Raw genomic sequence first — 12,811 nt, 5'->3', positions numbered from 1 at the left:
AAAAGATGCCCTTTTTTGTTATTCGTACCTTAATGCCTCTACAGGATCCAGTTTGGACGCCTTTTTTGCAGGGTAATATCCGGACATAATACCTACCAGAACGCAAAGCACGAAACCACCGAAGATCCATACCCAGGGAACAATAAATGAACCACCCATGGTGAAGGAAATGATATTGCCTATTGCAATACCCAGAAATATTCCAAATGCTCCACCCATCAGACAAATCATGACAGCTTCAATTAAAAACTGTTTTCTGATTACGGAAGGATTTGCGCCAATGGCTTTTCTGATTCCGATTTCCCGCGTCCGCTCGGTCACAGAAACGAGCATGATGTTCATTAAGCCAATAGAAGCCCCGATAAGGGTAATTCCTCCGATAGCAATTCCTCCTAAGACTACATATTTCAAGTTTTCAAATAAAGATTGCGCAATGGCATCGCTTTTTGTGATCTCAAAATTATTGGGTTCTGTGATTTTGATCTTCCTGATGTTTCTGAATTCTGCCGTGGCTTCTCCGATAATGGTTTCCTGAAGGTCATTGGTGGGAACCATTACCGTAATTGTATAAGAAGGATTGGCATTGGAATTAATGAGCTTTGCTTTTTGCAGGGGAACGTATACCGCCCTGTCTCCGCTAAATCCCATGCTTTGACCTTTAGACGCGAGCAAGCCAATAACTTTAAGCCGGTTGTTGCCCACATTTATGACTTTATCCAAAGGAGATTCTTTCTTAAATAATTTTTCGCTCACTTCACTTCCAATGATACAGACATTATTGCCCTGAAGAGTTTCAGTCTGGCTGAAATTTCGTCCCAATGCCAGTTGAAGGCCCTGGGAATTCAATCCGTTTTCATCAACACCCTGTATGTTGATATTTGGATTGGTCTTTTCTGTTCCATATTTTATGGTAGAACCAAAACTGGCACTTACACTAATAGCTACAGTAGCAGGGGTCTTCAGGCGCTCTTTAAATGCAATGGCATCTTCATATCGAATATTTTTAAAAGGCTTAGGCCTTTTTCCGCCACCACCAATTCGAATCCCTACTCCACGGTTTCTAATGGTAAAGGCGTTAGCTCCCATACTTGAAAAAGCTTCGGTCATACTGGTCTTAACCGCATCAAGAGTGGTTAAGATTCCTACTAAAGCAGATAAGCCTATCGCAATGATCAATGCCGTAAGCATCGTACGTAATCTGTTACTCTTTATAGACTGGATGGCAATTCTTACGTTCTCTGTATAGGTCATTCTTTAAGAAATATAATGCTTTATAGGGTAAAAATAAAAAGTCCCGTTGTTAAGACAACGAGACCTCTTATAATGTTACAAAGGAACTCTAAATAAAGTTCATCAGAACGAATACTATCTATGCAGAGAAACTGGTTCCACAACCGCAGGTGCTGGCAGCATTTGGATTGTTGAATGTAAATCCTCTCGAATTTAAGCCATCCTGCCAATCTACCTGCATTCCCATTAAATACATTTGATGGGCTTTGTGCATAAATACCTTAATGCCATCAATGATATATTCCTGATCTCCTTCTTTTTTTTGATCGAAACCTAAAACATAACTCATTCCGGAGCAGCCTCCACCTTCTACGCCAACGCGTAAGCCGAAGTCTTCAGCGATTTCCTGTTGGTCTTTTAACTTAAGAAGTTCTTTCACAGCGGTTTCTGTAAAGGTAACCGGTGCAAATGCCGTATCAACTGTATTACTCATGTTATTTAAAATTAGGAAGAACAAATATAAATAAAATGTACATTTTTGTCGGTGTTATTCGCTAATTATTACGGTATTCAAACAAAGAAATGAACATAGAATCTTTATTAACCGAAACTGCGGCGTTGACGATCGCCGGAGTGCTTACCGTTTCTGTTGGTTATTACCTGATTAAAGATGACATTCAGACCTTTTTCCGGCTGACATCTGCAGGCAGGCCACAGGATGGAAAGGCAGAGCTGTTGCCATTGAGGCTGCAGGCACATGAACGGTTGATCGTATTCATTGAACGCATTAATCCATCGAATTTATTTCTTCGTCTGCACCATCAGGGCATTGCCGTTAAAGATTTGCAGGCTTTGGCCTTGAATGAAATCAGGTCAGAGTACCAGCACAACGTAACCCAACAGCTCTATGTGAGCGCTGCCACCTGGAATGTAATCCGGAAGCTAAAGGATGATACTTTGGCGATGGTGAGTAATGGGGCGAGAGACTTACCGGAGCATGCTACGGGAATAGACCTGAGTAAAAAAGTGTTGCAGCACATGGCGGGGATTGCCGATAATCCTTACGATTTAACCCTTGATCTGATTAAAAAGGATATTCATCAGTTATTTTAATTATGGAAGATAAAAAGTTTACGACTACCTCTGGTATCGAAATTAAAGAAATATATACAAGTGCCAGGCCCATTACAGAATTACCAGGTGAGTTCCCTTATACCAGGGGGATTCAAAAAGACATGTACCGTGGCCGTTTATGGACGATGCGTCAGTATGCCGGTTTTTCTACCGCAGAGGAATCCAATAAGCGTTACCATTATCTATTGAAACAGGGAACAATGGGCCTGTCGGTTGCATTTGATCTTCCAACGCAGATCGGGTACGACTCTGATCATGAAATGTCTGAAGGTGAGGTCGGGAAAGTTGGGGTAGCAATCGATTCTTTAAAAGACATCGAAATATTATTTGACGGGATCGAACTTCAAAAGATCACCACTTCGATGACGATCAATGCGACTGCATCCATCTTATTGGCCATGTATATTGCACTGGCCAGAAAGCAGGGAGCAGATATCAGACAAATTTCAGGCACCATTCAAAATGATATCCTGAAAGAGTATGCCGCAAGAGGAACGTATATCTATCCTCCAAAGGCCTCGATGAGGATCATTACCGATATTTTTGAATACTGCAGCAAGGAGGTCCCAAAATGGAATACGATTTCTATTTCCGGATACCATATCCGGGAAGCAGGTTCTACGGCGGTACAGGAGCTGGCGTTCACGCTGGCAAACGGAAAAGCCTATTTAAATGCGGCTTTGGAAAAAGGACTGGACATCAATGTTTTTGCAAAGCGATTGTCGTTCTTCTTTAATTGTCATAATAATTTCTTCGAAGAGATTGCCAAGTTCAGGGCTGCAAGAAGAATGTGGGCGAAAATTACCAAAGAATTGGGAGCCACCGATGAGAAGGCGCAGATGCTGCGTTTTCATACACAAACAGGTGGTTCTACTCTGACCGCGCAACAGCCCCTGAACAATGTGATCCGCGTGAGCAATCAGGCGATGGCCGCTGTACTTGGTGGAACCCAGTCTTTACATACCAACGGTTATGATGAAGCACTGTCTTTACCTACGGAAGCGGCTGCAAAAATAGCGTTGCGGACACAACAGGTCATCGCATTTGAAAGTGGCGTAACGGATACAGTTGATCCTCTTGCCGGGTCTTATTTTGTGGAAAACCTGACCGATGAAATTGAAGCCGCTGCGCAGTTGTATATTGATAAGATCGACGCGATGGGCGGTTCTGTAAATGCGATTGAAAACGGGTATATTCAGAATGAGATTGGCGATGCTGCTTACCAGTATCAGGTCGAGATAGAAGCGGGCACAAGGGTGATCGTTGGTGTGAATAAGTTTACCCAGGAACAGGAAGGAATCAACGATGTTTTTACCATTGATGAATCCATCAGAACGATACAGACCGATAAGCTGAATAAGCTGAAATCAGAGCGGGACAATGTGGCTGTGGAAAAAGCTTTGAGCGATTTAAAAATTGCAGCGGCAGGAACAGAAAACCTGATGCCCTATATTCTGGTCGCCGTAGAGGCCTATGCAAGTCTTGGAGAGATTGCAGATGTCTTGCGTAGCGTTTTTGGAGAGTATTAAAAAGAATGTTAAAAAATAGTTATCCACACAATAAATTCAGGTTAACTATGGTATGCTACTGATGTTTAAGTACTTGCCAAATAAATTAAAATTAAGTTTTTTTTGTTGATAATTTTTTGAATATTCGATCTCTCGAATCAGCACGCCTTTTGTGTTGTTCTCGTCGCAATCAACCAACAAATTATATTATGACAATGGAAAAAACTTGTACCGAAGTATGGAAAAACTGTCTCCAAATCATAAAGGATAATATACCGAATCAAAGTTTCAAAACCTGGTTCGAACCAATATCCGCTCTCAAGTTGGATGGCAAAGTTTTGACGATACAGGTGCCTAGTTTATTTTTCTATGAATGGCTGGAAGAGCACTATGTTGGTTTGTTGCGAAAGACGGTGAAGAAGCAGTTAGGAGATGAGGGAAGACTGGAATACAATATCGTGGTGGATAAGTCTTCAAACACCGGTTCTCCCTATACGACCAATATACCCAGTAACGGAAATGGGGCAGCGGCAAAGTTTCAGTCCATGCCCATTCCGGTGTCCATAAATAAAGACATTAAAAATCCCTTCATCATTCCCGGATTAAAGAAACTCAACGTTGATCCCCAGCTGAATTCTAATTATACTTTTGAAAATTATATTGAAGGAGATTGTAACCGTCTGGCGCGCTCTGCGGGCTACGCTGTTGCGGCTAAACCTGGCGGGACATCCTTTAATCCACTGATGATTTACGGAGGCGTAGGCTTAGGCAAAACGCATCTTGCACAGGCGATTGGAAATGAGATCAAAAGAAACATGCCCGATAAACTGGTCATTTATGTTTCCTGCGAAAAGTTCTGCCAGCAGTTTGTCGATTCCCTGAAAAATAATACCATTAATGACTTTGTTAATTTTTATCAGGCGATGGATGTGATCATCATGGATGATGTTCATAATTTTGCGGGTAAAGAAAAGACCCAGGATATATTCTTCCATATTTTTAATCATTTACATCAGTCTGGTAAGCAGGTGATTCTATCTTCGGATAAAGCACCAAAGGACCTGGCAGGATTGGAAGAACGGTTGCTTAGCCGTTTTAAATGGGGCTTATCTGCAGATCTGCAGATTCCGGATTTGGAAACAAGGATTGCCATCCTGAGAAAGAAAATGTATGCAGACGGGATTGAGCTGCCCAACGAGGTGGTGGAATATGTAGCCCATAATATTGATAACAATGTACGTGAACTGGAAGGAGCAATGGTTTCCCTATTGGCTCAGTCTACCTTAAATAAGAAAGATATAGACCTGAATCTGGCCAAACAGATGTTGAAAAACTTCATTAAGAATACCTCCAAGGAGATTTCAATGGAATACATTCAAAAGCTGGTATGCGAGTATTTCGAAGTTCCTGTAGACATGGTGAAATCACCTACGCGGAAACGTGAGATCGTTCAGGCCCGGCAAATCTCGATGTATCTTTCAAAAAGCCATACCAAATCATCCTTGAAAACGATCGGTGCCTTTTTTGGAGGAAGAGACCATTCTACGGTGATCTATGCCTGTCAGACGGTAGAAGATCTCATTGATACCGATAAAAAATTTAAAGGTTATGTTCACGACATCCAGAAGAAATTAAAAATGACCTAGGAATCCCCGGATCATTAAACAAAAAGACCGGATAAGNNCTTATCCGGTCTTTTTGTTTTGCACCTAAACTTATTGAATTGCTTCCAGCTTCAGTAATCCGTAGAATAAAGCGGAAGCGTGTAAAGACTGGTCAATTTTATTCTCCAGAAGCAGTTGTTTCACTGCTGCAATACTGTATTTCTCTACATTCAGAATCTCATGTTCATCCAGATGCTGTTCCTGAGTTTTAATGCCTCCGGTTAGCAGATAGGTGTATGTGACGTTGTTTGCTGTTGCCGGATTAGGATAAAGCGTTGCAATAAGTGCTATCGTTTGAAAAGAATAACCTGTTTCTTCTAATAGTTCCCTTCTGATCGCATCTTCCGGTTTTTCATCACCATCGATCACTCCACCTGGAATTTCAAGAGAAATGATGTCTCCTGCATGGCGGTATTGACGCACCATAATGATCTCATTCTCTTCGGTCAGTGCAACTGCATTTACCCAATTTGGATATTCCAGGACAAAATAGTCGTCTTTTACCACCCCGTTTTGGAGGTCACAGGTATCTACGCGTAAGGTGGCCCATTGCTCTTTCACCAGGTATCTGGAGGAAAGTTTTTGCCATTTTAGTATTTCCATGTTAGGAGTTAAGGTATTGCTGAACCTTTTTTTGACGGTCCAGATTGGTCATGCTCACGATGCGGTGTTGTACTTCGAGCGTTTGATAAATCAGGTTAAGTTTTTCTGCCAGGCCTTCATTTTTATCGGAAGGTTGAGAAGGATCAAATTCCGCATATAGGAACTGACTCAGCATCTCCAGTTTTTCTGCCGGAAATGCGGAATCCCTAAGTAATCCTTCAAACGCATCATGCTGTTTTGAAAATAGCTGCTCCTCTGTGATTCCAAAGTCTTTTAATAAAGATTCAAGGAACAAGTCTTCTGCTTCTTCCAGTTTTCCTTCCAGCTTTAGTCCCATAATGCGGGCCAGTACCTGAGCTAGTTTTTGAATTTCTGCTGTTATTAAGTCTTTTCTATACATATGATTTACCAGCTACCACTACTACCACCGCCACCAAAACTACCACCGCCGAAGCCACCAAAGCCTCCGCCGCCGCCACTGCTTCCACCGCCCCAGCTTCCGCCACCGCCGGAACTTCTTCCTCCGCCAAGCAGCATACTCCAGAAAAGTGCATCTGCAACACCGCGACCGCCGATTACCTGGCCACCGCCACCGCCTCCGCCGCCTCTTTTGAGGATGATGATGACGACAACCACAATAATGATAATGATTAATACTCCTGAGGCACCGCCTCCGGAAGCGCCTTTCTGAGGTTTATCATTCTTATATTCTCCTTTGGTATAGCGAATAATGGCATCTGTACCTGCTTCCAGTCCTGCGTAATAGTCGCCGGTTTTGAAATGAGGCTTAATGTCATTGTCTATGATTCTTCTTGCGTATAAATCGGGAAGCACGCCTTCAACCCCATATCCGGTTTGAATAGAGATCTTTCTGTCTCCTAAAGCGACCACAATCAATACCCCATTGTTCTTGCCTTTGCTTCCAACACCCCATTTTCTACCTAGCCCAAGTGCGTATTCACCGATATCATAATCGCCAACCGATTTGAGCATGGCGATCGAGATTTGTGTAGAGCTGGAGTCGTCAAAGGCAACCAGTTTTTGCTCCAGTTGCGCAATCTGACTTGCAGTTAAGGTTCCGGTATAATCATTAACGAGTTTGTTGGGTTTCTCAGGGAATTCCTGTGCAAATCCAATGGTAGAAATTAAGGTAAAGAGTAAAGCGATGATGGATTGTCTCATGGCTTTGCTGCTTTATATTGGTCCATAAAAATGATCTCATTTGGGAGTTCATTGATGTCTCCACTCTGAAAAGGGAAGAATGAAGCTAGTTTTTCACCCGCCAGGACGATACCTGCGATGATTCCCTGAGTTAGATTTCCACCTGAAAAATGTGCTTTCATGGCCACCTTTGTCGTTTCCCAGAAATCTGCAGGAACGACTTTGTTGATGCCGCTATCTCCAATGATGGCAAATTTATGGTCCATATATGCGAGGTAGATCAGTACTCCATTGTGTTTAACCGTCTTTTCCATTCCCAGTTTAGAGAAATAGGAGGTTGCTTTTTCAAATGCGTCACCTTCGCAGTGTTTGTCTACTGCAATTCTAATTTCGCCGGAAGTTGCTTTTTCAGCTTCTGAAATTGCGTTGGCGATTAATTCTTGTTCTTGTTCTGTGAATATTCCCATGATAGGATTACTTGATAAAGATAAGGGTAATACATGTTGTTAATTAAACACGCATTACCCTTAAATGTTGTTATAGTCTACTAGAATTCTACTTTTGGGGCCTTTTCTGCGCCAGCTTCAGCTTTGAAACCTGCTTTTTGACTAAAGCCAAACAAACCGGCAGTAATGTTATTCGGGAAAGACCTCACTTTAGTATTGTATACCTGTACTGATTCGTTGAAATCTTTACGGGCCACACCAATTCTGTTTTCTGTGCCTGCAAGTTCTGCAGAAACATCTCTGAATTGCTCTGTAGCTTTTAGTTCAGGATAGTTTTCAGTTACCATTAGTAAACGTCCCAATGCCTGACTTACCTGTCCTTGTGCAGCCTGGTATTTTTCGATATTTTCAGGAGTCAATTTATCAGGATCAATAGTTACCTGTGTTGCTTTAGCGCGGGCTTCTGTCACCTGAGTTAAAGTAGACTGTTCGAATTTTGCAGCACCTTTTACCGTATTTACCAGATTAGGGATTAAATCTGCACGTCTTTGATATTGGGTTTCCACCTGATTCCATTTTGCTTTAACATCTTCATCTAATTTTACTAAACCATTGTATCCACATCCACTGATGGCTACAAATACGACTAAGATGGCAACTATTGCTAATACCGTTTTTTTCATAATTTCTGTTTTTAATTGAACTGAAGTTTGCATGTCGCTTATTTCAGTTTTTAAGTTCTGTTTTTCTAAGTGTTAATTTACACATTAGAACTCAATTTCCGTTCCTTTGTTACGAATACCGATAAAAACATGACAGGTTTTTACAAAAAAGCACAAAAAAGCAGTTTTGGTTTGGATAAACAGCCCTTTTGTCAGTTTCCAAAGGCGCCTGATGAGCAATGGGTGTCCAAAAAAAAAGGACCCAGACCAGGTCTGAATCCTTTTTATCCTGCTTCGTCTGCTGCTAATTACAATCGAGGCATCTCCATTCTACGATACCATCGCCGGAGCCGAAACGCCACATGGTATATTTCTCAATATCAATAAGGAAATTAAGTCCGTTCTGTCTGGCATTGACGGTACAACAGTTGTCTTCACAATCAGAATCAGAACACCTGTCGTAAACTTTGGCGTCAATCGTCTTGTTCCCTTGTCTTATTCTAAGTGTTTTTAGCTTGTACTTTGCTGCATCTTTAGAGTGAATAGAGATGATGTTGTTGGCTTTCACCCAACTTTCTGGTTTGACCCCCGATACAAACGCGAATTGTCCGGCCCAAAGGCAACCGTTGTATTCTATACATTCCGGACTGCCTGGATCGGGATAAGATTCATAATTGGTTAGATTAGCTTTGTTCCATACCTCCGCTGCTGCGGATACATTTGAGTTTGCCGCCTTCTGTGCGGCTGCTTCCGGTGTTTCAGGACCTGCAGGATCTGAGTTTTGTTTGCATGATGTGGCCAGAAGCATTGCTGTCATGACGATGAAAAGCATCTTTGCTTTTACATAGATTTGGTTTTTGTAGGTTTTCATAAATTTTGTTTTGGGATGATTGATTCTATGCTTATTATTTATTTAGCACTTTTAATAAACATATTTAAATATACCAATAATTCAGTTTCGTGAATCCCTGCTGTCGTCCGGCGGTTGAGGTAAGTTCTTTTAAATCAGCCTGGTTATCCCTCTCTAAAATGAAATTTTTTTGATAAAGAAGATCCCGGATTCCGCTGCCTTGTTTTGAAGGTTAAAGGGAGAAAATGGCTTGTAAAAATGGTGTTACATGGCGGAATGGCCGGTTTTTAAAATCAATTACAGCCGCTGTTATTTGAAGTATACTTAAATATTTCTCTGTTAAATTTGTTTTTGAAAAATTTGGCGCGGCAAATTTACAGGCTAATATGAGAGGTATTTATGCCAATATGATAGAGAACTTTGTGCTTCGGGATTACCTTAAGCCCTATGTTTTTCGAATCTATGTGCTTTTAAAATCCTTGGGGGATTTCCGTACCTTTGCTGCGGTTCAGGATAAAAACCTGACATGTTTTATGCAAAAAGAAATAGAAATTACGCTTGCTCCGGAAGATGTTGGCGAGGAAGCTCAGCTCAGGAATAGCCTTTCTCTGGCTTTAAAAGTCGATATCTCAAAAATAAAGGGATACAAAATTCTAAAAAGATCCATTGATGCCCGTTCCCGGAAAGTGATTTACCGCTTGCAGGTCAGGGCTTTTATTGAAGAGGAGCCGGTACCGGAAGTTTTCGCGGTAAATTATCCGGATGTAAGTAATAATAAACATGTAATCATTGTTGGCGCAGGACCAGCGGGCTTGTTTGCTGCATTGCAGTGCATTGAAAACGGGCTGAAGCCAATTGTTCTGGAACGTGGTAAAGATGTGAAGCAACGGAGACGCGATTTGGCTGCCATTAATAAAGAAGGTATTGTAAATACGGAATCCAACTATTGTTATGGTGAAGGTGGGGCAGGAACTTATTCTGACGGTAAGCTTTATACCCGCTCTAATAAGCGTGGGGATATCAATAAAGTATTGCAGATCTTTGTAGCGCATGGCGCCACAGATGATATCCTGGTGGATGCAAGGCCTCATATTGGAACGAACAAACTTCCGCATATCATTACCGATATCAGGGAACGGATCCTGAATGCAGGCGGTGAGGTTCGTTTTGACCAGAAGGTAACCGATATCCTGATTGACTTTGGGAAAATAAAAGGAGTGGTGGTAAACGGACAAGATCAGCTGTTAGCAGAGGCAGTGATTCTGGCCACGGGCCACTCTGCAAGAGATATTTACGAATTATTACATCAAAAGAATATTCTGGTTGAAGCCAAGCCCTTCGCATTGGGAGTAAGAATTGAGCATCCGCAAGCCATTATTGATGCAGCACAATATCATTGTGACATCAGAAGCGAATTCCTGCCTCCCGCTTATTATAGTTTGGTGGAGCAGGTGGGAAGCAGAGGCGTGTTTTCTTTTTGCATGTGTCCCGGTGGGATTATTGCTCCTTGTGCAACCTATGAAAATGAGATTGTGGTGAATGGTTGGTCTCCTTCCAAAAGAAATAACCCATTTGCTAATTCCGGAACCGTCGTACAGATCACGCTGGAAGATGTAAAGGGAGATGATCCTTTAAGAATGATGCATTTTCAGGCCGGGATCGAAAGAACCGCATTCCAGCTTGGAGGAGGAAATCTGGTTGCGCCCGGACAACGGATGGTGGACTTTGTTGAGCGTAGAATTTCAGCTGATTTGCCTAAGAATTCTTACTTGCCGGGTACTAAGAGTGTGATGCTTGAAGAAACACTTCCGGATTTTGTAGCTTCCAGTCTAAGGAGTGCATTGCCAATGTTCGGGAAAAAGATGAGAGGTTATTATACCAATGAGGCCATTCTTGTAGGGGTAGAAAGCAGAAGTTCATCGCCTGTGCGTATTCCAAGAGACAAAGAAACCTTTCAGCATCCGCAGGTATCAGGATTATTCCCTTGTGCAGAAGGAGCCGGATATGCGGGTGGAATTGTATCTGCTGCGATTGATGGGGTAAACTGTGCAAATGCAGTCTTAAAATACATTTAATAGAAACAGATTTAAAATAGGTTTGTTTATAATGCAGAATGATTGATTTTGCCTACGAATTAAGAAAAGCATATTCCGGCGATGCCTGGCATGGTAATAATATTTCAATTGTTATTGCCGCCGTAAGGGCAGAGCAGGCTTTTATGTATCCAATCCCCGGTGCGCATTCCATTGCTGAATTGGTACTGCACCTGAGTTCCTGGACGGAAGAAGTGATTTCAAGGTTATCCGGGAATCTGCATAAAGAGCCGCAGAAAGGGGATTGGCCGGTCCCGTTGTATGAAACTGAGGCGCATTGGGATGCTATTTTGAGGGATTTTAATCAGATAAATGAAGATTTACTGATTTTAGTGGCACAATTTTCGGAAGAACAATGGGCTGCTAAATTATTTACAGGGCCGATGCCAGCAAAGGCATTAAGCCATTTTGAACTGTTAAACGGTTTAATTCAGCATCACGCTTATCACGGAGGGCAAATTGCCCTGCTATCGAAATTTTAAAATTATGAGTAATACCTTAATTATTGGGGCTTCCCCTAATCCAATGCGCTATGCTTATAAGGCTGCACATATGTTAAAAGCTAAAGGGCACGACATTATAAATGTAGGAATTAAAAAAGGAGAGGTTGCAGGGACGGTTATAGAACAGCCGGGAGTGCCACATGATGATGTAGATACCATTACTTTATATATAGGGGAAGAAGTACAGCATTTGTATTATGATTATATTCTTGAGACAAAGCCCAGAAGGGTCATCTTTAATCCTGGAACAGAAAACCCGGAGCTGGAGGCGCTATTGAATGACAATGGCATAGAGCCAGTGGAGGCTTGTACTTTAGTTTTATTGGCTACAGGACAATATTAAACTCCCACTGCGGGTATAGGATTTCATTTTATTTTTCAGGGTATTCCGGGTTTGGTATACAGGCGGCTCAGGCTGTGGCTGCGGTCTTTTACCGGACTGATTTTTCCTGCCTGGAAAGGGGGTAGGAGCAGGTTCGGAATAAGGAGCAATCAAGGCGGGATAGAACAGGGATCAAACACGGAATTTGTCCCTGTTCTATCCGGGGTTTATACGAAGAAGTTTCGAACCTTTTTCGGGCCTTTGTCCTGTACTTGTCCCGCACTAAAATTTTTCACATAAAAATCCGATACTGAAAAGACTTTGTGGTTTTGCTGAACAGACTTGTAAAGCCGAAATGTTCCAGTGTCTCGACTTCATACTTTATTCTGTACCAAAATAAGTTTAGTTATTGGGGATGCTGCTTTAGCATCCCCGTTTTGCTGAATAGCTATATAGTATATATAGGTGGCCCTGTTGGTTTTTACACTTGTCAGAATCCTTTCCATATATAGTATACCTATTGATTTCGATCCTGATTTTGGATTTTACAGGTTGTTTGTTGTTGCTGTGTATTTAGTTTTAAGTATTTCTTACTGTAAATCATGTAGTTATGGTTGTGATACAATTATAATGGT

The 12,811-nt window shown here is 41.8% G+C and carries 14 protein-coding genes; 6 read left to right on the top strand and 8 right to left on the bottom strand.

What is annotated here, in order from left to right; translation table 11 throughout:
* Positions 1-18 precede the first annotated feature (18 nt).
* A complete protein-coding gene (locus tag DBR43_RS22360; RefSeq protein WP_124585029.1) occupies positions 19-1,251 on the bottom strand; it encodes an ABC transporter permease in 1,233 nt (410 codons plus the stop codon).
* Positions 1,252-1,369: 118 nt separating this feature from the next.
* Positions 1,370-1,723 (bottom strand): HesB/IscA family protein, encoded by a 354-nt coding sequence (locus DBR43_RS22355; protein WP_124585027.1) that lies wholly within the window; start codon positions 1,721-1,723, stop codon positions 1,370-1,372.
* A gap of 89 nt (positions 1,724-1,812) precedes the next feature.
* Between DBR43_RS22355 and DBR43_RS22350 the strand changes: the two genes are divergently transcribed.
* The 3 genes from DBR43_RS22350 (at position 1,813) to dnaA (ending at position 5,518) form a co-directional block, all read left to right on the top strand.
* Complete coding sequence (locus DBR43_RS22350) at positions 1,813-2,343, top strand: hypothetical protein (protein WP_124585025.1); 531 nt, start codon at positions 1,813-1,815, stop codon at positions 2,341-2,343.
* A 2-nt stretch (positions 2,344-2,345) separates the two neighbouring features.
* Positions 2,346-3,893, top strand: a complete 1,548-nt coding sequence (locus DBR43_RS22345; protein ID WP_124585023.1) for a methylmalonyl-CoA mutase — start codon at positions 2,346-2,348, stop codon at positions 3,891-3,893.
* Positions 3,894-4,087: 194 nt separating this feature from the next.
* Positions 4,088-5,518 carry a chromosomal replication initiator protein DnaA gene (gene dnaA / locus DBR43_RS22340; protein WP_124585021.1) on the top strand — a complete coding sequence of 477 codons (1,431 nt, stop codon included), beginning with the start codon at positions 4,088-4,090 and terminating at the stop codon, positions 5,516-5,518.
* Between the two features lie 69 nt (positions 5,519-5,587).
* On the opposite strand, the gene DBR43_RS22335 is transcribed toward dnaA, so the two are convergent.
* The 6 genes from DBR43_RS22335 to DBR43_RS22310 all read right to left on the bottom strand — a co-directional run bounded on the left by DBR43_RS22335 (position 5,588) and on the right by DBR43_RS22310 (position 9,279).
* Positions 5,588-6,139 (bottom strand): NUDIX hydrolase, encoded by a 552-nt coding sequence (locus DBR43_RS22335; protein WP_124585019.1) that lies wholly within the window; start codon positions 6,137-6,139, stop codon positions 5,588-5,590.
* Between the two features lies 1 nt (position 6,140).
* Positions 6,141-6,539: a hypothetical protein gene (locus DBR43_RS22330; RefSeq protein WP_124585017.1), complete on the bottom strand. Its 399-nt coding sequence runs from the start codon at positions 6,537-6,539 to the stop codon at positions 6,141-6,143.
* Positions 6,540-6,544: 5 nt separating this feature from the next.
* Entirely contained in the window at positions 6,545-7,321 is a 777-nt protein-coding gene (locus DBR43_RS22325) for a TPM domain-containing protein (RefSeq protein WP_124585015.1), read from the bottom strand.
* Complete coding sequence (locus DBR43_RS22320) at positions 7,318-7,767, bottom strand: TPM domain-containing protein (protein WP_124585013.1); 450 nt, start codon at positions 7,765-7,767, stop codon at positions 7,318-7,320. The genes DBR43_RS22325 and DBR43_RS22320 overlap by 4 nt, the downstream gene beginning before the upstream one ends.
* Before the next feature lie 80 nt (positions 7,768-7,847).
* A complete protein-coding gene (locus tag DBR43_RS22315; RefSeq protein ID WP_124585011.1) occupies positions 7,848-8,429 on the bottom strand; it encodes a LemA family protein in 582 nt (193 codons plus the stop codon).
* A 283-nt stretch (positions 8,430-8,712) separates the two neighbouring features.
* Positions 8,713-9,279 (bottom strand): hypothetical protein, encoded by a 567-nt coding sequence (locus DBR43_RS22310; protein WP_124585009.1) that lies wholly within the window; start codon positions 9,277-9,279, stop codon positions 8,713-8,715.
* Positions 9,280-9,791: 512 nt separating this feature from the next.
* Between DBR43_RS22310 and DBR43_RS22305 the strand changes: the two genes are divergently transcribed.
* Genes DBR43_RS22305 through DBR43_RS22295 form a run of 3 tightly spaced genes read left to right on the top strand, consistent with a single transcriptional unit; the run spans position 9,792 to position 12,197 of the window.
* Positions 9,792-11,333 (top strand): NAD(P)/FAD-dependent oxidoreductase, encoded by a 1,542-nt coding sequence (locus tag DBR43_RS22305; protein WP_124585007.1) that lies wholly within the window; start codon positions 9,792-9,794, stop codon positions 11,331-11,333.
* Between the two features lie 38 nt (positions 11,334-11,371).
* The gene (locus tag DBR43_RS22300; RefSeq protein WP_124585004.1) at positions 11,372-11,833 is read left to right on the top strand and encodes a DinB family protein; all 462 of its coding nucleotides are present in this window, start codon (positions 11,372-11,374) and stop codon (positions 11,831-11,833) included.
* 4 nt (positions 11,834-11,837) lie between these two features.
* The gene (locus DBR43_RS22295) at positions 11,838-12,197 is read left to right on the top strand and encodes a CoA-binding protein (RefSeq protein WP_124585002.1); all 360 of its coding nucleotides are present in this window, start codon (positions 11,838-11,840) and stop codon (positions 12,195-12,197) included.
* The last annotated feature ends 614 nt before the right edge of the window (positions 12,198-12,811 follow it).

The organism is Pedobacter sp. KBW06, assembly GCF_003852525.1.
Taxonomy (GTDB): domain Bacteria; phylum Bacteroidota; class Bacteroidia; order Sphingobacteriales; family Sphingobacteriaceae; genus Pedobacter.
Note: the sequence above shows the minus strand (reverse complement) of the source record. Positions and strands in the feature narration are given on the sequence as shown.

What these genes read in the sequence shown, in the direction of transcription:
- DBR43_RS22335 (WP_124585019.1), bottom strand. Translation starts at nt 6,139, where the DNA reads ATGGAAATACTAAAATGGCAAAAACTTTCCTCCAGATACCTGGTGAAA.
- DBR43_RS22330 (WP_124585017.1), bottom strand. Translation starts at nt 6,539, where the DNA reads ATGTATAGAAAAGACTTAATAACAGCAGAAATTCAAAAACTAGCTCAG.
- DBR43_RS22310 (WP_124585009.1), bottom strand. Translation starts at nt 9,279, where the DNA reads ATGAAAACCTACAAAAACCAAATCTATGTAAAAGCAAAGATGCTTTTC.
- DBR43_RS22355 (WP_124585027.1), bottom strand. Translation starts at nt 1,723, where the DNA reads ATGAGTAATACAGTTGATACGGCATTTGCACCGGTTACCTTTACAGAA.
- DBR43_RS22350 (WP_124585025.1), top strand. Translation starts at nt 1,813, where the DNA reads ATGAACATAGAATCTTTATTAACCGAAACTGCGGCGTTGACGATCGCC.
- DBR43_RS22325 (WP_124585015.1), bottom strand. Translation starts at nt 7,321, where the DNA reads ATGAGACAATCCATCATCGCTTTACTCTTTACCTTAATTTCTACCATT.
- DBR43_RS22295 (WP_124585002.1), top strand. Translation starts at nt 11,838, where the DNA reads ATGAGTAATACCTTAATTATTGGGGCTTCCCCTAATCCAATGCGCTAT.
- DBR43_RS22345 (WP_124585023.1), top strand. Translation starts at nt 2,346, where the DNA reads ATGGAAGATAAAAAGTTTACGACTACCTCTGGTATCGAAATTAAAGAA.
- DBR43_RS22320 (WP_124585013.1), bottom strand. Translation starts at nt 7,767, where the DNA reads ATGGGAATATTCACAGAACAAGAACAAGAATTAATCGCCAACGCAATT.
- DBR43_RS22305 (WP_124585007.1), top strand. Translation starts at nt 9,792, where the DNA reads ATGCAAAAAGAAATAGAAATTACGCTTGCTCCGGAAGATGTTGGCGAG.
- DBR43_RS22360 (WP_124585029.1), bottom strand. Translation starts at nt 1,251, where the DNA reads ATGACCTATACAGAGAACGTAAGAATTGCCATCCAGTCTATAAAGAGT.
- DBR43_RS22300 (WP_124585004.1), top strand. Translation starts at nt 11,372, where the DNA reads ATGATTGATTTTGCCTACGAATTAAGAAAAGCATATTCCGGCGATGCC.
- dnaA (WP_124585021.1), top strand. Translation starts at nt 4,088, where the DNA reads ATGGAAAAAACTTGTACCGAAGTATGGAAAAACTGTCTCCAAATCATA.
- DBR43_RS22315 (WP_124585011.1), bottom strand. Translation starts at nt 8,429, where the DNA reads ATGAAAAAAACGGTATTAGCAATAGTTGCCATCTTAGTCGTATTTGTA.